The organism is Idiomarina sp. MD25a (assembly GCF_001870515.1).
Lineage (GTDB): Bacteria > Pseudomonadota > Gammaproteobacteria > Enterobacterales > Alteromonadaceae > Idiomarina.
Map to the genome: position 1 here is coordinate 201,924 of NZ_MDGT01000005.1, position 18,548 is coordinate 220,471.

An 18,548-nucleotide genomic window follows, 5' to 3' on the forward strand; every position below is an offset into this window, starting at 1 on the left:
ACAAAAAAAATCATAAACCATTGTTTTATAATGATTTTATATCTGGCACGAATCGTGAATTAACAATTTATCTACATTGACGGAGTGCTGGTTATGAAAATGATTACTGCATTAATCAAACCGTTCAAATTGGACGATGTTCGACAGGCTTTAGCCGATATTGGTTGTACCGGTATGACTATTGCTGAAGTCCGTGGTTTTGGTAGGCAAAAAGGACACACAGAGTTGTACCGCGGGGCAGAATACAGAGTCGACTTCCTTCCCAAGATCCGCTTGGAACTTGCTGTAAGCGACGAGCAACTCGAGCGCGCCGTTGAGGTTATTTCCGAAGCAGCTCACACCGGTAACATCGGCGATGGCAAAATTTTCGTTACACACCTCGAACACTGCGTGCGCATTCGTACGGGTGAAGTCGACCAAGAAGCCCTGTAACTAAGGAGAATACGTGATGAATGCAATTTCTCTCACAAACACGGAGTACGCGTTAAATACGCTGTACATTTTATTATCAGGTGCATTTGTAATGTGGATGGCAGCCGGTTTCGCCATGCTTGAGGCTGGACTCGTGCGAAGCAAAAACACCACTGAAATCCTGACTAAAAATATCGTCTTGTTTGCACTTGCCTGTATCGCTTACCTCGTTATTGGCTACACACTGATGTATGGCACCGGAGGTTCTGATAGTTTCGCCGACGATGCCGACTTTTTCTTCCAGAGTGTGTTTGTTGCCACCGCCATGTCGATTGTTTCTGGTGCGGTCGCTGAACGTATGAAATTACTCGCATTTTTTGTTTTTGCGGTCGTGTTATCTGCCTTTATTTATCCTTATCAAGGCAGCTGGAGTTGGGGGGGCGGCTTTCTTGCGGAGGCCGGCTTTGTCGATTTTGCCGGCTCGGGCATTGTTCATATGGCGGGAGCGGCGGCAGCGCTAGCAGGAGTCCTACTATTAGGTCCGCGCCGTGGTAAATACAAAGACGGCAAACCGACTGCCATTCCTGGTGCCAATATGCCGCTAGCGGCATTAGGAACATTAATTCTATGGTTTGGTTGGTTTGGGTTTAATGGGGGCTCACAGCTGGCTATTCACACGATTGACAATGCCAATGCCGTGGCTCGTGTATTTGTAAACACCAACTCAGCAGCTGCCTCGGGGGCCGTGGGGGCACTACTCATTACCGTCCTTATTTGGCGCAAGGCGGATCTCACTATGATAGTCAATGGTGTTCTAGCAGGTTTAGTCGCCATTACCGCTCAACCATTAACTCCAGAGCCAGTGCATGCGGTCATCATTGGCTTTAGTGCTGGTTTGTTGGTCGTGGTATCGATTATTACCCTTGACCGCATTCGTATCGATGATCCAGTCGGCGCGTTGTCCGTACATGGGGTAGTAGGTTTTTATGGATTAATGCTCGTCCCTTTCACCGATGCTAACGCAGCCTGGTCGACCCAACTTTTAGGTGCTGGGGCAATATTTGGCTGGACTTTTGCCACTAGTCTGGCTATTTGGTATCTGTTGAAAGTCACAATGGGTATTCGTGTGAGCGAGGAGCAAGAGTATCTGGGAGGCGATATCAGTGAATGTGGTGTCGAAGCTTACCCAGAGTTTACGGGCTCAACGAAGCGTTAGGTAATCAACGTTTGCCTGTGACCTACTCCATTGTTAAGTTAAGAAATACTTAATACGTAAGGGTTAAGTCTCATGGCATCATCAAAAGAATATTGTACTGAACTACTCAACCGAGCAGGCATTCAAATCAACGGATCCCACCCGTGGGATATGCAGGTACACGATGACAGCATCTTTGATCAGGTGCTGTCACGCGGCAATTTAGGGCTTGGAGAAACCTACATGGCGGGACTTTGGGATGCTGAGCGTTTAGACCAGTTTTTCCACCGCCTGTTGCGCTCTGGAGTGCAAGATGAAGTCAATCCAGCGCGTCTGATTTTTCACTCGTTGAAAAGTCGTTTATTTAATCTGCAAGACGATAAGCGTGCCTGGGAAGTTGGACAAAAACACTACGATATTGGTAATAAATTATACCAAGCCATGTTAGACGAACGCATGGTTTACACCTGCGGTTACTGGCGTGATGCGGATAATCTCGACGATGCACAGCGCGACAAATTAGAGCTCAGCTGTCAGAAACTACAACTCAAACCGGGCATGAGGATACTCGACATAGGGTGCGGCTGGGGTAGTTTTATGCAGTATGCTGCAGAAAACTACGGCGTTGAATGTGTCGGTGTCACGATATCAAAGGAACAGGTGCGTTTAGGTGAAGCGCGTTGTAAAGGCTTGCCAGTAGAGTTTCGTCTGCAAGACTATCGTGATCTCGACGAGTCATTTGATCGCATCATCAGTTTGGGCATGTTCGAACATGTCGGTCAGAAAAACTATGAAGATTACATGGATGTTGCGCGGCGTTGTCTGAAAGATGATGGGCTATTTTTACTACATACCATTGGTAAGAATGTTTCAGACACGGCAGCAGACCCTTGGATAAGCCGCTATATTTTTCCTAACGGTGAAATCCCATCAATTGCGCAAATTGGTGCAGCCTTAGAGGAGCGGTTTGTCTGTGAAGACCTTCATAACTTTGGTGCTGACTACGATAAAACCCTTATGGGCTGGTTCGAGAACTTCGATGCGGCGTGGCCTCAACTCCAAGATGATTACGAAAAAACATTTTATCGAATGTGGAAATACTACTTGCTGTCATGCGCAGGCGCATTTCGCGCCCGCGACATTCAACTTTGGCAATGGGTTCTTAGCAAACAAGGTATTGAAGGTGGATATCATCGACCTTTCGTTTAAGAACCAATATTAAACTCGTGCGTAAACATATCCCAGAATGCTAAAAATAGGGCCGCGATCAGCGGTCCAATCACGAAGCCAGTGATACCAAACAAACTTAATCCACCCAGTGTCGAAAATAAAACAATGTAGTCAGGCAGCTTAGTATCTCGCCCTACCAGTAGTGGACGTAAAACATTATCAGCGAGTCCGATAATAATGACTCCGTAAAGCAGCAATACCACGCCGTCAAAAATAGCGCCGGTACTTAACAGGTATACTGAAACCGGTAACCAAACTATCGCGGCACCAACAGCCGGGATAAGCGATAAAAACGCCATCACGACACCCCATAACACCGGTGCTGGAATATCCAGTAGTGCAAAAATAATACCCCCTAACGCACCTTGAACCATGGCGACAACGATGTTTCCTTTTACTGTTGCTCGCGTCACTTCAGCAAACTTCTTGAATAGTTGGTGCTCGCGTTCATCTCCTAGCGGCAATGCACGGACCATCAAGCGGATCAATTTGTTACCGTCACGAAGTAGAAAGAAAGTCAGATAAAGCATTAACCCCAGATTCATGACAAAGCCAAAGGTGTTTTGCCCAACAACAAGCGCTTCTTGCGCAAAAAACTGACTGGCACTCATCGCCCACTGAGATATGCGCTCGGGTAGCGACTCGATATCAATGCCCAAACGAGCTAGTAAATCAGGCAAGAAAGGTAGGCCTTGCTCTATTTTATCCACGATTTGAGCGACACTCACATCACCAGATGACAGTTTTTGATAAAGTTGCACACCCTCTTGAATAAACGAGTAAGTCACCAGAAGAACAGGAATCACCACAATGAAGGTCGCGACTAGCAAGGTCAGTAAAGCGGCGCGATTACTGCGTCGCCCGAGCATGCGCTTAAGTCTAATTTGCAAAGGGTAAAAAATGACTGCAACAGCACACGCCCAAAAAATCGACGCCCAAAATGGCTTAAGTATGAGCGCAAAAGCAATACTTACCGCCAGCAGCATAAGTAGAAATGAACGTGTTTCCAATTTATCTTGCATAATCATTCCGTTTAATAGAAGCTTGTCAGAACAGCATGTCCCATATTAGTAAATGATTTACGCATAAGATAGTGCGATGATCGCACGCATATGGAAACAAATGGACGATTCATCAAACCCTTACAGCTTTTCTACATGGTGTCGCGAAACACTTGTTGAGTTCACTCAGTTGAACGCAGAGAAACAAGTTTTCGGCGGATTTCTTATTGCAGTGCTACTTACAGCCTGTGTTCAACTTATCGAATTTACTGGCGGCCTGCCGAGTGTGTTCGAGCACTTAATTTACCTTCCACTGATATTTGCAGGTCTATTACTCGGCCCCCGTATCGGCGCGCTGGGCGGTTTCGTTACGGGATTAATGCTGACGCCTTTATTTTTTCCGACTGAACTCATTGACCAGGAAAGTACCCTTATTGACTGGCCCGTGCGTCTATTAATGTTAACGTTACTCCCACTAATTGCAGGTCTCATTAGCCGCTCTGTCCAGCAACTTCATCACTTAGAAAACAAGGCGAAGAAAACTTTTCAGGGGACCGCATTGCCCAACCATGAAGCGCTACTGGATCAAATCAACGAATGGTCGAAACAAAACTCAGCCCCCACTGATGCGTTAATGGATATTATTAATTTAAGACTCAGCAATATTGATAAATTACGTAATCAAGTGGGTCAGCAGAAAGCGGATAAAATCGTTGCAGAATTGGCTAAGCAATTAAAAGAGGCTCTTGGACAGTCGGCTGAAGTGGGTCAAACGGCAACCAACGAGCTCGTTGGCCTACATGCTAACACCGAACATTCGCGCGAAGAGCTGCAAGAAAAGTTACAACAGTTACTAAGCCAACCCATTGTTATTGATGGCTCTGAATTTCGCCTTGATACCACCGCAGGTGTCTTACGCGTTAAACGCGAAAGTGCCAAAGATAAAGCTAATATGGTGATACATGACGCACAACAACATAGCTATAAAGCCGCTGAAAACAACCAAACTTTCTCATTTTTAGACCACGATAATGATCTTGTCGACGACCACGAAGAACCTTTATCTAAACAGTTATTATCGGCTATCGATAGCGAGAATATTAAGCTCTACTATCAGCCCAGATTGAATACCAACTCTGGCTATTTCTCAGTCATCGAAGCGATTGTCAGATGGAAAGACAACCAGCGTGGCTATCTATCGCCGGAAGACTTTAAACCACTCATTGAGGAAGCCTCTTTAGCTAAGCAGTTCACCGGTTGGATGATTAAAACCGCTTTTAACGATGTTACTGAGTGGATGCGAAATGACTTTATTGTTCGCCTATCGTTGCACATTACGCTTAACGATATTTTAGAGCCCGCTATATTAAATGCGGTTGCAAAATCGTTAAACAAAACTAAGTTCCCACCATCTAGCCTCAGCTTAGAGGTCAGTGAGCGCTCACTAGTTCGCATTAGCGAGCAGTCAAAAGTCTACTTAAAGAAGTTACGCTCGATGGGAGTCACCATCATCGCCGACCAATTTGGTGAAGGTCAGCTGACGTTGCAAAGCATTTTTGTACTTCCAGTAGACGCAATAAAACTGTCCGAAAACTTGGTCTTAAAGGCAACATCGAATAGTGACAAAAAACGTACGCTCATTTCGATGATAAAAATGGCTCGCTCGCGCGGACTCAAAACCATTGCAACCGGCGTGGATAACCGCGCCAAACTATTATTACTAAAACACATTGGATGTGATGAGCTTCAAGGATCGATCTTAAGTAAACCGACGGCTAAAGACGATATTCCATGGGCAAGAATCCGATAGAGACAAACAGCAAAAAAGCAATCGAAAAAACGCATTTCCGCTGGTTAGCAGCATATGCCATTACTACCACGGTAATCACCGTGCTGGCTGTCAGTCTGCTGTATCTGTACCCGTTTGATGTACAAACGTTGCATTTCGGCGTCATGCTCGTCGGTGCAATTATCGTCGCTGAATCTACGTTCTTTATCTGGCGCGCGTTGCGCGCGTCCAAGGCAACGCTCACGTCGTTGCAGCCCTCTATCAACCAACTTGATGAGGGTTCAACGATAGTTTACGAATTACATAAACAAGGTAATACCTATCAACCGGTTTACGTGAGTAGTAATATTAAACAGATCCTGGGCTACTCGGTTGAGGAATCAATGGGCGACCGTTGGTGGTTTGATAACGTACACCCAGAAGACAGAGCGCTAACATTAAGCGCACTGACTAAAGTCGAGGCAAATCACACCTTTGTGCACCGCTATCGCTTTAAAACAAAACAGGGTCACTATATTTGGTTGCGCGATGAGCTACGCACCTTTCATGATGATAATGACAAAATTGCCGGTCAGTGGTCGGACATTAGCCAGGATTTGAGTTGGCTCCAAGATAACCAAGCCATCACTCAGCGTGAGCTGATTGGTTTTGCAGAACTCAATGACGATGACAGTATCCTACGCGCTGATATGAATTTCCGTAATTTAATTGGCCTGACCGACAATGAGCCCAGCGCGCACCATATTTTAGATTTTATCTCGCCAACCAACTTCAACAGTGACAACCCCACCCTAGAAGCGGGTATTGAGTATTTGGTTGAGTTTAATCGCCCTAACCATCAAGCCTTGCATGGATTGCTGAAAATCAGCGAAGACAAGCAAGGTGCGATTCGTTTTGTCACACTCGTTGACCTCTCGGCATTTGCCTCAGAGCGTCGCAGACTTAAGCAAATAGCCTATACTCAGCCGTTAACAGGCCTACCGAATCTTGAGCAACTCAAGCTCGATCTTCAGTCATCGCTAGAAAGGGCGGACGAAGATGAATTAGTGGCTGTACTGAACGTCAATATCAGAGAGTTTCATAAGGTTAATGATTCTTACGGTGTGACCAATGGTGACCGTGTTTTACAACGAGTTTCACAACGTTTCCAGCAAGCACTACCAGACAATGCTGGACTCTATTGTGCATGGGGCGATGATTTCTGGATTTTGTTATCAGGTATTAAAGAATATATGGACCTGCAAGAGCTAATGGATGATCTGATGCGCGCTCTGAACAAGCCGCTGATGCTCGACAAGCATATTCAATTGAACGTAACTGCGAATATCGGTGCGTGTACGTATCCACTTGATGGACTTGATACTGCCTCATTGTTGTCTTATGCGAGCTCAGCCTTACAGCGTGCCCGCCGTAAATCTTACTCAAGCCAAGTTATTTTTAATCAACAAATGGCGAGCGATTCCTTCTCGCAACTACTCGTAAAGCAGCAACTACAGCGCGCATTAGACCATTCGCAGTTTGAAGTTTACTATCAACCTATCGCTGACTTCGACAAGCATATTCAAGGTTACGAAGCACTTTTACGCTGGCATCACGAGGATGATGGCATCATACCTGCTTCAGACTTCCTTCACTCCTGTGATAAATCTGTCAAACAACGTCTGGGGCAATGGGTCATTGAAACAGTACTAAACGACCTTGCATCCATTCCGGCCAATGCAGATGAAAAACGTAAGGTCACAATTAATCTATTCACAGAACAACTAGATATAGACTTTGTCCAACAAATGAAAAAGGCTCAAGATCGTGTCAAAACGTTCAATGCCCAGCTATGTTTTGAACTTAAGGAAGCTTCTTTAATTGACCCTTCAGATGAGCTAAGAACAACACTGAACGCGCTAGCGACGGCTGGTTTTTCATTAATCATTGATGATTTTGGTGCTGGATTCGCCGGACTCACATACTTAAGAGAATTCCCAATATCGGCAATAAAAGTTGATCGTGACTTTATGGCTACGCTTGATAATGAGCGTGGTTACGCAATTGTCGATGGTATCGTAGAGCTGTCTCATCGAGCGGGAATTAAAGTGCACGCACTCGGCATTGAATCAGAGCACCAGTTTGCTCTGGCTAAACAACTCCGCTTTGACTTATGCCAAGGGCGTTTCATTCATCCCGCTAAACCGTTAAATAAACTCGTTGCTAATACAAATCAGTAGCATCGGTGCACGTGTTTGATATTATTGAACACGTTTATTGTGATGGTAAAAAGTTATGGATCCGGAAATATTAAAGGCTTCTTCACAAGAAGCGGCAAAAGTCATGCAACTACTGTCGCACCCCGATCGGCTGCTAATTTTGTGTCTGCTGAGTGAAAAGGAGTGCTCCGTTGGTGAAATTGAACAACAATTGGATATTCACCAACCGATGCTTTCACAACATTTAAATCGCTTACGGCAACAGTCGTTGGTCGCGACACGCCGTCAGGGCAAGTATATATACTACCAACTGAGCGACGGTAACACGAAAACGATTATGGAACTTCTGTATCAACTTTATTGTCCGAAAGACTCATTGAGTGTGAAATAAGTAGAAGTGCAATGAATCAGCGACAACGTGTCTACCAAGTATCGGCTAACCGCGACCACGCAAGTCACAAACTCCGTTATGTAGAGCGTTCAGCGCCCACCACCGGAGAGTGTCGACTCTGTGTGGGTGTGCCTAGCGTTGACCCTCGAGCAGAGGTTCAAGGTGCTGACGAATCCCCTCAACATGAGGATCCGTCACGCCCAGATTGCGCAGGCCCTGCGAAAGTTTAAGCAAGTACTCACTATTTTCTCCGCTTGGACCTCGGCTCTGCGCGATATGCTGCGCAATCTCAGCCAGTGGCGCATCGCCTAAAAACGCTGCGTTATCACTACTGGCAATATATACCAACCCATCCGCTTGCTGACCATCTGTAAACAGCATCGGTGTAAAAAATCTTAAGTAGCCATTTTTCTCTCGATGATCGAGATGCTCAAACACTTCTGGTGACACTCGGTAAGCCATCCCCGTGCATTTTTCACCCGGTGTTTCGATGAGCGTAAGCACTCTTCCCGGTTCGTCAGGTGTTCCGCGATGATCATGAGACCCCTGCCAAAAACGACGGCTCCAGCCGGTGATGGTCGCCGGCTTGCGCTCAAGATAAGGAAAGTCAACCTTGTAAATGAGCGACCCGTAGCCAAATAACCAAACAGACTCGAAAGCTGATAGATCTTGACGTTGTTTGTTTATTAAACTGGTATCATGAGACATCGAATACTCCTTTGGAATACACCTCAGTGCGGCAAAGTCTAACAAGCTTTTGTAATTGACAGTAGCTTGGCTTCGTTGCACTCTTATCCGCATTAAACTCTATTAAAAAGGTTACTTTATGAGCCGCTCACTTGTCGATCACTTAGCGCAATACGCAAAGTATCATCGTGACTCGCGCAATATATTAACCCACCTGATCGGTATTCCGCTGATCGTAGTGGCAATCCTAACCTTACTCAGCCGACCAGAATTTAGCATTGGCTACCTCTTGCTCACACCGGCTAACCTAGTTGTTTTTGTCGCTGTAGTTTTTTACATACGGCTTGATATACCGCTTGGACTGCTTATGACGGTGTTATTATGGCTTGGCTTATCAGTCAGCCGTGAACTAGCCGCTTTGCCGACCACGGCGTGGTTGATATTTGGTATCGGCTTATTTGTCGTCGGTTGGATTTTCCAGTTCATAGGTCATTATTTTGAAGGCAAAAAGCCTGCTTTTATCGACGACATTATGGGTCTTGCTATTGGACCCTTATTTGTCGTGACTGAAGTTATTTTCTTTTTAGGTTTACGTAAGCAGCTTAAAAATGAGGTTGAAAAACGTCAGTGAATTACCCGGATTGGTTTATTGAATGGGCCGAGGGACGCCCTTACGCTTATACCCTGAGTGCCTGCGTTCTGCTTGCTATTGCTGTTTGGTTAGCGCAATTTTTCACTAAGCATATTCTTTTACGCGGTGTCGCTCGGCTTTTATCACGCACCGAGTTAGGAAGTGACCCCAGCGTTGGCCTGAAAAAAATTATTAGTCGGCTCTCGCAAGTGGTTCCAGCATTGCTGCTCACAGCGGGTATCCATTGGATTCCTGATCTCTCTGCTACTATCATTACGATAGTACAAAATGTCGCCGTCGCTTATATCGTGCTCACCATTGCTCGTGCGTTCAGTGCGGCTATGAGCAGCGTGAATGAGATTTACAGCCGCCGTCCCGATGCGCATTTGAAGCCTATCAAGGGTTATTTACAAATCGCTACCATCGCGGTTTATCTAATTGCCGCCATTCTTATCATCGCAGCATTAATTGATAAGTCACCGGTGATTCTATTATCCGGTATCGGTGCCATGGGTGCCGTTACCATGCTTGTGTTTCAAGACACGATCCTCTCATTCGTCGCCAGTATTCAGCTATCATCAAACGACATGATCCGCGTCGGTGACTGGATTGAAATGCCGCAGCTGAATGCCGACGGTGACGTCATCGATATGGCGTTACACACGGTACGAGTGCAGAACTGGGATAAAACAATTACCACCATTCCTACCAAACGCCTCATTTCTGAATCGTTTAAGAACTGGCGCGGCATGCAAGAGGCGGGTGGGCGGCGTATTAAGCGCAGTCTATTTATCGATCAAACCAGTATTGGCTTTTTGCGCGACGAAGATAAGGCCCGGCTTCGCAAGTTCAAAATACTGAGTCAATACCTCAACGATAAAGAACAAGACATCAAGCAGTGGAATGAACAGTTAGTGAGTGAAGGGCATGATCCTATCAACAGCCGTAATGTCACGAATATCGGGACCTTCCGAGCTTATGTTCAAAAATATCTGCAAAGCCATCCACAAATCCATCAAGACATGACGTTAATGGTTAGACAACTCAGCCCCACCGCACAAGGCTTACCTCTAGAGATTTATTGTTTCACCAATACCATTGCATGGGTTGAATATGAGGGCATCCAAGCGGATATTTTTGACCATCTGTTAGCTATCTTACCGGCATTTGGTCTGAATGTTTTCCAAGAGACCTCGGGTCAGGATCTGCGTACCAGTATTCGTGAGTTTGGACGTCAATCGTTGCAGTCTTAACAGCAAAGTTGTATGGTTTTTGCAACGTAATTAGCTAGGTCAGCAAAAACCATACATGAAAGCATTTTCCTTTAGAATTTCAGTACTTTTAATTATTGCTTGTATATCCCCAAGCTATAGTGCCGCACAAGAAAAAGTCACTATGCCTGTCTCGTATTCGGCAATTACTGAATTACCATACACTGATGCGGACTCGACTCTCGACTACGGCAACGAGATTAGTCAGTTTATAGAGGTATGGAGACCATCTGAGCCGACCCATGGTAACCTGGTGTTTATTCATGGCGGTTGTTGGTTAAGCGATTACGACATTAAACATGCACGCCCTTTTATGTCAGCCTTGAGTAAGTTGGGCTATCAAGTATTCGGAATAGAATATCGACGCGTCGGTAATGGTGGGGGCTGGCCGACCAGTTACCAAGATATCAGATCAGCCATTCAACAGATCCTTAAGGAACCCAACGTTACCGCGCCAAATACTGCCATTTTAGGTCATTCCGCGGGTGGTCACCTTGCCTTACTTGCCGCAGCCGATGAGCAGCTCCCCAATACGTTTGCATCAATTATCGGACTGGCTGCCATAAGCGACATCGTAAAATATAGTGCAGGTAGCAATAGCTGCGAAGTAGTGACCGAACAATTTATGGGAGGTTCGTTTCAAGCGCGCACCGAAGCTTATCTCGCAGCCAATCCAGTTGAGCAACATTTTCTAAATCCAGTATATTTACTACATGGCACCGGCGATCCCATCGTGGATCCAAAGCAGTCACAGGCGCTTATTAGGCGTGCGCAGTCAGTATATTTACAAAAAGAGGCCGGACACTTTGATTGGCTGCATCCTAATACACCTGCATTTGCCCGTGTAGAGAGATTACTTAAGGACGTATTTAATGAATCAAACTGATTTTTCTCAACGTGATCGTGACGACCCTATAGCGTATAAGCGTGAAGCCTTTGAACTACCTAGTGACACGATATACTTTGATGGTAACTCACTGGGCGCACTTCCTAAACAAGTGGCACAAGCGGTCGATGAAACTACACGCATGCAATGGGGGAGTGACTTAATAAAGAGTTGGAACCAGCACGACTGGATCAACCTACCCACCACCGTAGGCGCCAAAATCGCACGGTTGATTGGTGCACATGATGACGAAGTAATTTGCTGCGACTCTATCTCTGTTAACTTGTTTAAGGTTATCTGTGCCGCCATCAGTGAAGTGGGCAATGATCAGCGGCGTGTTATTTTATCGACTCACGATAACTTTCCGACCGACTTATACATGGTGCAGGGGGTTGAATCGTTTCTGGGCCAGCAACGTTGTGAACTCAAGTTGGTTGAAGAAGCTGAGCTCATCAACGCTATTGATAAAAATACCGTTGCTGTTCTGGCCACCGAGGTCAATTTTAGGACTGGCCGCAGGCTTGATTTACAACAACTCAGTCAAGCAGCTCATGGCCAAGGCGCGTTAATAGTAGCTGATTTGGCCCACAGCGCGGGCGTCATGCCGATTCATCTCACCGAGTGGCAAGTAGATTATGCGGTCGGCTGTACTTATAAATATTTAAATGCAGGACCTGGTGCGCCGGCATTTGTTTACGTTAACCAACGCCACCATGCATCGCTTAAACAACCGTTGCAAGGCTGGTTTGGTCATACTAACCCGTTTGCCTTTGAACCTAAATATCAAGCAGCAAAAGGGATCCAAAAAATGCTAGTAGGAACCCCGCCGGTGCTCTCAATGCAAGCGGTTAACGCTGCTCTCGACTGTTTTGATGATGTACCGATGGAGCAAGTGCGCACTAAATCAATGCAACTCACCCAAGCATTTCAACAGCAAATGACCGCTCATAGTTGGTCACCCGACTTTGAGCTCATTTCGCCGCCGCATGCCGAACAACGTGGTAGTCAGTTAAGTTATGCACATCCGAAAGCTTATGAAATTTGCCAAGCACTGATTGAACGGGGAGTTATCGCTGACTTTAGAGCGCCTAATTACATCCGCTTTGGTTTTGCGCCCCTGTATAACCAATTTCAAGAAATTGAACGTGCGATAGTAATACTGGATGACATTATGACAACCCAAACTTACCTCGATCCACGTTGGCAAACACGCTTAACCGTGACTTAACCTGATAACCGAGTGTCTATCATGTGCTCGAACCATTGCGGGCACATGATGACTTGCTACCAAGACGATAGATTGAGGCAACTCACTCATCAGCCGTGCGGTAATTCGAGCAGCTAATGCGACTTCCAGGCCGGAAAAGGGTTCGTCCAAAATCACCAGAGGAGCGTCTTTAAGCAGTGCGCGGGCGAGCGCCAAACGTCGGTATTGCCCACCCGATAATCGAATCCCCTGCTCACCGATACGACTATATAACTGCTCCGGCATTTGTCGGATACGCTCAGCTAACTCAACCCACTCCAACACTTGCCAAATTCGCTGCTCACTCAGTTGGCGTCCCAGCGTGAGATTGTTAAACACGGTATCATCGAGTATGTCGGTGTGTTGGGTAAGATAGTTAAACTCGGAAAGGTTCGGCACGGCTATTTCACCAGAAAAGTCCGAATACATACCTGCAGTTGCATTTAAAAGTGTCGATTTTCCCTCGCCAGAAGGCGCGGATAACCATATCCAATCGCCCGCTACAGCTCGGAGGCTTAACGGTGCAAACAGTTGACGTGACTGTCGGTACACAGCGGTGTTATCCCATCGCAGCGATGCATCGGCGGACTCAGTCACCCTCGCTTTTACTGCATTGCTCGCTTGTTCCGCTAGTAAACGACGACTAGCTAGGGCTGTACGTCCATAATTTTGCCATTGTTGCGGTAATTCAAGTAACAACTCCTGCCACGCAAGTGAGGCAAGCAGTAACATCACCACTTCAGCACTACTCATTTGTGCATTCGAATTAATGAACAAGTGAATAGCCAGCCCGTAGATACCCACAATAGCACCGTGAGTTAGCCACTCTAAGCATAGCTTAATCTTTTGAGCGCGACGCTGTTCAACCAGAAAAGCGCGCTCTGTTTGTCGCGAGTAATGTCCAATACGCTCACTTTGCTTATCAAACTGCTGCCAAGCGAGGGTCTCCTCTATTGATTCGGTTAACGCCATACCCCGAGCTCGCATACGATGTTGATACTTCTCGACTTTCACCGCCTGTAACACCGAGTAGTGTGCCAGTCTGGCGATTAAACAGACTGCACCTAACCAAGTGGCGACCACAATACAGGCAAGTCCCCAGTGATAAAAACTAAACCAGATGGCAAAACATAAGCTGACCGCCGTGACCCCCAATGCCGGCATCGCCAACCTCAACCAGAGATTATCCATCGCCTCGATATGACGAGTCAGCCCTTGGATAGCCTGCGCGACTCGAAAGCGAGCAAGTCCTTGATAGGCGTGACGCTGAAAATGTTTGAACCACGCAATTCGCCAGCGCGCTTGTATTTTTAACACTAAGTCATGATTTACCAAGCGTTCAACGTAACGCGCTACGGTTCGCGTCACTGCGAAGAAGCGAATACCTGAGCCAGGTGCATAAATATTGACTGTGACAAAGAGCGCCGAGGCTGTAATAAACCAGCCCGATAAAGCCAGTAATCCAATGCCACAAATGATAGTGAGTAATGCCAACTTAAAGCCGAGCCACCATTGCCAACGGTGCGCGTAAAAGGCTCGAAACCAAGGCTTAAAAACTAAAGGTTTAGCCATGCGAGCCTCCCGCATCCAGCTCAAAGCGCTGATCAGCCAACGCGATTAAAGCTTCGTCGTGGCTAGCAACAATGACGGTACGCCCCTCTTTGCACAAGTTGCATAGTTCGCGACGAATCACAGCCGCCGATTCGGCGTCTAAGTTTTCTGTTGGCTCGTCTAAAATAATCAACGGATAGGAACTCAGTAAGCAGCGTGCCAAGGCTAAACGTCGCTGCTCCCCTCCTGATAACCCTGCTCCACGCTCACCAAGCATTGTGTCTAAACCCGAAGGAGCGACAGCAATTGCTTTATCGAGACCGACGCGTTGCAAAATGGGTTGGGGATCGCGCGGCCTGTCTTCGCTGTACAAAAATAAGTTAGTTCGAATAGTTGCGGGTAGTAAAAATGGTTGCTGAGAAAAGTAGGCTATAGGTTGGTCGCTATCTTTATCTCGTAACACCGTTCCGTGATAGTTTTGTAAGCCAAGCAATACCCGTAACAGAGTGCTTTTTCCCGATCCTGAAGGACCTGAAATGACGGTTAACGCGCCCTTTGGGAAACGGAAGTCACGATAGGATAGCAACGAGTCGGGTGTAATAACCGCTTCCAAGCCTCGAATAGCTACACAGTCGCCCGACACAGCCTTGGCCACATTATTGTTTACTTCATGCTGCTCATACTCTGCTAATAGAGTAGCAGCCCCTATAGCAGCTGCTCGGTCGTGATAAGTCTGCGCAAACTGTCGCAGTGGCGCAAAATATTCAGGCGCTAACATCAGCACAAGTAAGCCACTAAACAACGTGAGCTCATCAGCGCCCAACCAATTGATGTAGCCAAGTAGACCAAAACCAACGTACAGGGCCACCGCCGCGATAGCCACGCTAGAGAAGAACTCCAGCACAGCCGAGGACAAAAACGCCAGTTTTAACGTTTTCATATTCGCACGACGATAAGTTTCACCTGCTTCTGCAATTCTATTATTAGCGAAGGACAAACCATCAAATAATTTAATACTCGTAGCGTTCTTCAACATGCTGGTAAATACACGGCTCAAGGCAACATTGCTTTGCGCATGTCTTTGGCTCACACGCTCCGCACCCATACCGACAAGCGCCATAAACAGCGGTATGATAGGCCCCGCAATGAGCAGCAATACACCTACAACAGGGTTGAGCCAAAAGCACATAACTAGAATCATCAATGGGCTCAACACGGTTAAGTATTGCTGAACCAAATAGCGCTCATAATAGCCTCGTAGCTGCTCAACGGTATCAACAAGCATCGAACCATCACCGCGGTCAATATCGCTTCCTTGCCGACATTGACACTGCCACCGACGCAGCAACGCCTTCCGAGCATGATGCATTGCTTCACCTGCGGCCTCGCTTTGCCAGATTTCGCGCTGCCAACTGAACAGGCCGCGCGCGAACGACGCGGTCAGCAACAGTACCCAATACAGAGTCAAGTCGTTGAGCGGTTGTTTGAGCGCCAGCAATTCATAGGCGAGCTGGGCTATCACATAGAGTTGTAAAATGACACTCGCGGTGTGTAACACACCAAACAGCAGCGCTCGACGAGTCGAGCGCTGCGCAACAGTTTGGATTTGCTTAAGATAGTTCGCTGCAGAGCGAAAATTATCACTCATTGGTTCTTAGTGATAACCTTGATCGGCTTTTACCTTGCCGCGGAATACCCAGTAAGTCCAAGCGGTGTAAACAAGCACAATGGGGATTACGAACAGCAAACCTAACAGCAGGAATAGCTGTGACTCRTGAGCAGATGCKGCTTGGCTTAACGTGTAGTTAGGCGGCACAACATAAGGCCACTTACTCGCCAGYAGACCTAAGTAAGTAAAAATAAACATCCCCATGGTGGCGATAAAGGGCGTGCCCTCACGCTTCGCTTGAATAGAGCGGTAAATCCAAAACGCACAGGCCAGCGCCAAKATAGGTAATAACCAAATCGGCGTTATATGWGAGAACCAACGCTCTGCAACGAAGGGATCCACAAATGGTGTCCACACGCTGATAATCGCGAAGATAAGCAACACTGCGGCTAACAGCGGTTTCACTAAGCGATAGGCCCACTGCTGGGTCGAGCCCTCTGACTTCATCACCAACCAAGTGGCGCCCAGTAGCGCATAACCCGCTACCAAACCGAGTCCAGTGAGGACAGTAAACGGTGTCAGCCAGTCGAGTGCACCGCCCACATAGCGCATATTCTCGGTYTCAAATCCCTGTATATATGCACCGACCACGGCTCCTTGCGCGAACGCCGCTACAGTCGAGCCGACCGCRAACGCCCAGTTCCACAAGTAACGAGAGCTGTGTGCTTTAAAGCGGAATTCAAACGCTACGCCGCGAAAAATAAGTCCCGCGAGCAATAGGAAAACGCCGATRTAGAGCGCCGGCAAGAAAATACTGTAAACCAGCGGAAAGGCAGCCAATAAACCCGCSCCGCCCAACACCAACCAGGTTTCGTTGCCATCCCATACAGGCGCCACGGAGTTCATCATAAYATCGCGATCATGTTCACTGGGCGCAAACATGAAMAGTATGCCTTGGCCTAAATCGAAGCCATCCATCAACACRTACATGATGACACCGAAGGCAATTATCGCAGCCCAGACGTAAGTCAAATCAAAAATGGGTTCACTCATGATAGGTGCTCCTTAATCAAAGTCGGCTTCAGCAGCAGAAAGTGGACGCTTAGCACGATGCTTCTCGTCGTCGTGTTGCTCAGCGGCTTCAGTACCTGCACGGATGACGCGGGTTAGGTARTAAGCCCCTGCTGCGAATACACAGGCGTATACTGCGATATAGCCAATCAAGGTGAACAATGCCATACCACCGGTTAACGACGGTGTCAGCGCTTCKGCTTGGGTCATCTGACCGTACACAAGRTAAGGCGCTCGTCCTACCTCRGTTACAAACCAACCCGACAGTACAGCGACAAATGGTGCCAGTGACATTAACCGCAAYCCTTGTAAGAACCAGCGGTTACGCGCGTACGCTTTGTTTCGGCGTAAAATGAGGCCAGTAATGGCGAATAACACCATGAGTACGCCCATCGCGACCATYACACGGAACGACCAGAAAACGATAGGTACATTGGGTTGTAACTCCTTCGGCATCTCTTTAATGCCGGGCACTTCACCATCCCACTCGTGGGTTAAGATCAAACTCGCCATACTSGGGATACCCACTTCAAAGTGGTTTTTTTGCGCCTCTTGATCAGGAATAGCAAATAAAAGCAGGGGCACATTCTTTTGCGTTTCCCAGTTCGCCTCCATCGCGGCCACCTTGGTCGGTTGATGTTTYAGCGTATTGAGCCCATGCATGTCACCGACGAAGATTTGCAGTGGCGCAATAATCAGTAACAACCATAACGTCATTGAGAGGGCTTTACGGTGCAGTTCAGTATCACGTTTTTCAATAATAAACCAAGCACTGACCCCGGCTACCACGAAGCCCCCCGTTAGGAACGAAGCGAGCCCCATATGGGTAAAGCGGTACCAAAACGAATCGTTAAAAATTGCAGCAGACCAGTCGACTACGTGATAGAAACCGTCACGCATTTCAACGCCCGCAGGTGTTTGCATCCAACTATTGGCTGACAAGATCCAAAAACTAGAGATAAATGTTCCGATAGATACCATGAGCGCGGCAAAAAAGTGAACACCGTTCGGWACCTTACCGCGACCAAACAAAAGCACCCCCAGAAACGCYGCTTCTAAGAAGAACGCTGTCACCACCTCGTAGCTCAGTATGGGGCCTAGAAAGTTAGATGTCGCGAGCGCGAAGTTACTCCAGTTCGTACCGAACTGAAAMGACATAACAATACCGGACACCACACCCATACCGAAAACAACCGCGAACACTTGGGTCCAAAAGGCACCTAAACGCTCCCATTTCGGGTTGTTGGTTTTGAATGCAAGGCCGTAAATTAATGCAATATAAGATGCCAAACCGATAGTGAACACGGGAAATATGGCATGAAATGACACGACAAACGCGAATTGAATTCGCGAAAGCACGAGGGGGTCAAGATCCATAATA

The 18,548-nt window shown here is 47.1% G+C and carries 16 protein-coding genes; 10 read left to right on the top strand and 6 right to left on the bottom strand.

The annotated features are described in order from the left end of the window. Positions 1-93: 93 nt before the first annotated feature. The 3 genes from BFR57_RS11795 to cfa all read left to right on the top strand — a co-directional run bounded on the left by BFR57_RS11795 (position 94) and on the right by cfa (position 2,815). Positions 94-432, top strand: coding sequence for a P-II family nitrogen regulator (locus tag BFR57_RS11795; protein WP_071464179.1), 339 nt, complete (start codon positions 94-96; stop codon positions 430-432). A 16-nt stretch (positions 433-448) separates the two neighbouring features. Further along, on the top strand, positions 449-1,627 hold the full coding sequence (locus tag BFR57_RS11800) for an ammonium transporter (RefSeq protein WP_071464180.1): 1,179 nt from the start codon (positions 449-451) through the stop codon (positions 1,625-1,627). A gap of 72 nt (positions 1,628-1,699) precedes the next feature. After that, entirely contained in the window at positions 1,700-2,815 is a 1,116-nt protein-coding gene (gene cfa, locus BFR57_RS11805; protein ID WP_071464181.1) for a cyclopropane fatty acyl phospholipid synthase, read from the top strand. Here cfa and BFR57_RS11810 read toward each other — a convergent pair. Beyond that, a complete protein-coding gene (locus BFR57_RS11810; RefSeq protein ID WP_071464182.1) occupies positions 2,812-3,858 on the bottom strand; it encodes an AI-2E family transporter in 1,047 nt (348 codons plus the stop codon). The genes cfa and BFR57_RS11810 overlap by 4 nt on opposite strands. Positions 3,859-3,958: 100 nt before the next feature. Between BFR57_RS11810 and BFR57_RS11815 the strand changes: the two genes are divergently transcribed. Genes BFR57_RS11815 through BFR57_RS11825 form a run of 3 tightly spaced genes read left to right on the top strand, consistent with a single transcriptional unit; the run spans position 3,959 to position 8,215 of the window. Next, on the top strand, positions 3,959-5,647 hold the full coding sequence (locus tag BFR57_RS11815; protein WP_071464183.1) for an EAL domain-containing protein: 1,689 nt from the start codon (positions 3,959-3,961) through the stop codon (positions 5,645-5,647). Then, positions 5,629-7,845, top strand: a complete 2,217-nt coding sequence (locus BFR57_RS11820; RefSeq protein ID WP_071464184.1) for an EAL domain-containing protein — start codon at positions 5,629-5,631, stop codon at positions 7,843-7,845. The genes BFR57_RS11815 and BFR57_RS11820 overlap by 19 nt, the downstream gene beginning before the upstream one ends. A 55-nt stretch (positions 7,846-7,900) precedes the next feature. Further along, a complete protein-coding gene (locus BFR57_RS11825; protein WP_071464185.1) occupies positions 7,901-8,215 on the top strand; it encodes a metalloregulator ArsR/SmtB family transcription factor in 315 nt (104 codons plus the stop codon). Between the two features lie 132 nt (positions 8,216-8,347). Here BFR57_RS11825 and BFR57_RS11830 read toward each other — a convergent pair whose 3' ends face one another. Further along, on the bottom strand, positions 8,348-8,923 hold the full coding sequence (locus BFR57_RS11830) for a gamma-glutamylcyclotransferase (RefSeq protein WP_071464186.1): 576 nt from the start codon (positions 8,921-8,923) through the stop codon (positions 8,348-8,350). Between the two features lie 118 nt (positions 8,924-9,041). Between BFR57_RS11830 and BFR57_RS11835 the strand changes: the two genes are divergently transcribed. The 4 genes from BFR57_RS11835 to kynU are packed head-to-tail and all read left to right on the top strand — an operon-like array spanning position 9,042 to position 12,918. Further along, the gene (locus BFR57_RS11835; RefSeq protein ID WP_071464187.1) at positions 9,042-9,533 is read left to right on the top strand and encodes a DUF962 domain-containing protein; all 492 of its coding nucleotides are present in this window, start codon (positions 9,042-9,044) and stop codon (positions 9,531-9,533) included. After that, a complete protein-coding gene (locus BFR57_RS11840) occupies positions 9,530-10,786 on the top strand; it encodes a mechanosensitive ion channel family protein (RefSeq protein ID WP_071464188.1) in 1,257 nt (418 codons plus the stop codon). Before BFR57_RS11835 ends, BFR57_RS11840 begins: the two co-directional genes overlap by 4 nt. A gap of 55 nt (positions 10,787-10,841) precedes the next feature. Then, complete coding sequence (locus BFR57_RS11845) at positions 10,842-11,690, top strand: alpha/beta hydrolase (RefSeq protein WP_083405134.1); 849 nt, start codon at positions 10,842-10,844, stop codon at positions 11,688-11,690. Next, a complete protein-coding gene (kynU, locus tag BFR57_RS11850; RefSeq protein ID WP_071464190.1) occupies positions 11,677-12,918 on the top strand; it encodes a kynureninase in 1,242 nt (413 codons plus the stop codon). Before BFR57_RS11845 ends, kynU begins: the two co-directional genes overlap by 14 nt. On the opposite strand, the gene BFR57_RS11855 is transcribed toward kynU, so the two are convergent. From BFR57_RS11855 to BFR57_RS11870, 4 genes are read right to left on the bottom strand one after another with little or no spacing between them, the layout of a single operon-like run. Then, positions 12,904-14,508: an amino acid ABC transporter ATP-binding/permease protein gene (locus BFR57_RS11855; protein WP_071464191.1), complete on the bottom strand. Its 1,605-nt coding sequence runs from the start codon at positions 14,506-14,508 to the stop codon at positions 12,904-12,906. The genes kynU and BFR57_RS11855 overlap by 15 nt on opposite strands. Beyond that, positions 14,501-16,135 (bottom strand): ABC transporter transmembrane domain-containing protein, encoded by a 1,635-nt coding sequence (locus BFR57_RS11860; protein WP_071464192.1) that lies wholly within the window; start codon positions 16,133-16,135, stop codon positions 14,501-14,503. Before BFR57_RS11860 ends, BFR57_RS11855 begins: the two co-directional genes overlap by 8 nt. A 6-nt stretch (positions 16,136-16,141) precedes the next feature. Further along, complete coding sequence (gene cydB, locus BFR57_RS11865) at positions 16,142-17,149, bottom strand: cytochrome d ubiquinol oxidase subunit II (protein WP_071464193.1); 1,008 nt, start codon at positions 17,147-17,149, stop codon at positions 16,142-16,144. A 12-nt stretch (positions 17,150-17,161) separates the two neighbouring features. Further along, a complete protein-coding gene (locus BFR57_RS11870) occupies positions 17,162-18,544 on the bottom strand; it encodes a cytochrome ubiquinol oxidase subunit I (protein ID WP_071464194.1) in 1,383 nt (460 codons plus the stop codon). Positions 18,545-18,548: the final 4 nt, after the last annotated feature.

What these genes read in the sequence shown, in the direction of transcription:
- BFR57_RS11795 (WP_071464179.1), top strand. Translation starts at nt 94, where the DNA reads ATGAAAATGATTACTGCATTAATCAAACCGTTCAAATTGGACGATGTT.
- BFR57_RS11800 (WP_071464180.1), top strand. Translation starts at nt 449, where the DNA reads ATGAATGCAATTTCTCTCACAAACACGGAGTACGCGTTAAATACGCTG.
- cfa (WP_071464181.1), top strand. Translation starts at nt 1,700, where the DNA reads ATGGCATCATCAAAAGAATATTGTACTGAACTACTCAACCGAGCAGGC.
- BFR57_RS11810 (WP_071464182.1), bottom strand. Translation starts at nt 3,858, where the DNA reads ATGCAAGATAAATTGGAAACACGTTCATTTCTACTTATGCTGCTGGCG.
- BFR57_RS11815 (WP_071464183.1), top strand. Translation starts at nt 3,959, where the DNA reads ATGGACGATTCATCAAACCCTTACAGCTTTTCTACATGGTGTCGCGAA.
- BFR57_RS11820 (WP_071464184.1), top strand. Translation starts at nt 5,629, where the DNA reads ATGGGCAAGAATCCGATAGAGACAAACAGCAAAAAAGCAATCGAAAAA.
- BFR57_RS11825 (WP_071464185.1), top strand. Translation starts at nt 7,901, where the DNA reads ATGGATCCGGAAATATTAAAGGCTTCTTCACAAGAAGCGGCAAAAGTC.
- BFR57_RS11830 (WP_071464186.1), bottom strand. Translation starts at nt 8,923, where the DNA reads ATGTCTCATGATACCAGTTTAATAAACAAACAACGTCAAGATCTATCA.
- BFR57_RS11835 (WP_071464187.1), top strand. Translation starts at nt 9,042, where the DNA reads ATGAGCCGCTCACTTGTCGATCACTTAGCGCAATACGCAAAGTATCAT.
- BFR57_RS11845 (WP_083405134.1), top strand. Translation starts at nt 10,842, where the DNA reads ATGAAAGCATTTTCCTTTAGAATTTCAGTACTTTTAATTATTGCTTGT.
- kynU (WP_071464190.1), top strand. Translation starts at nt 11,677, where the DNA reads ATGAATCAAACTGATTTTTCTCAACGTGATCGTGACGACCCTATAGCG.
- BFR57_RS11855 (WP_071464191.1), bottom strand. Translation starts at nt 14,508, where the DNA reads ATGGCTAAACCTTTAGTTTTTAAGCCTTGGTTTCGAGCCTTTTACGCG.
- BFR57_RS11860 (WP_071464192.1), bottom strand. Translation starts at nt 16,135, where the DNA reads ATGAGTGATAATTTTCGCTCTGCAGCGAACTATCTTAAGCAAATCCAA.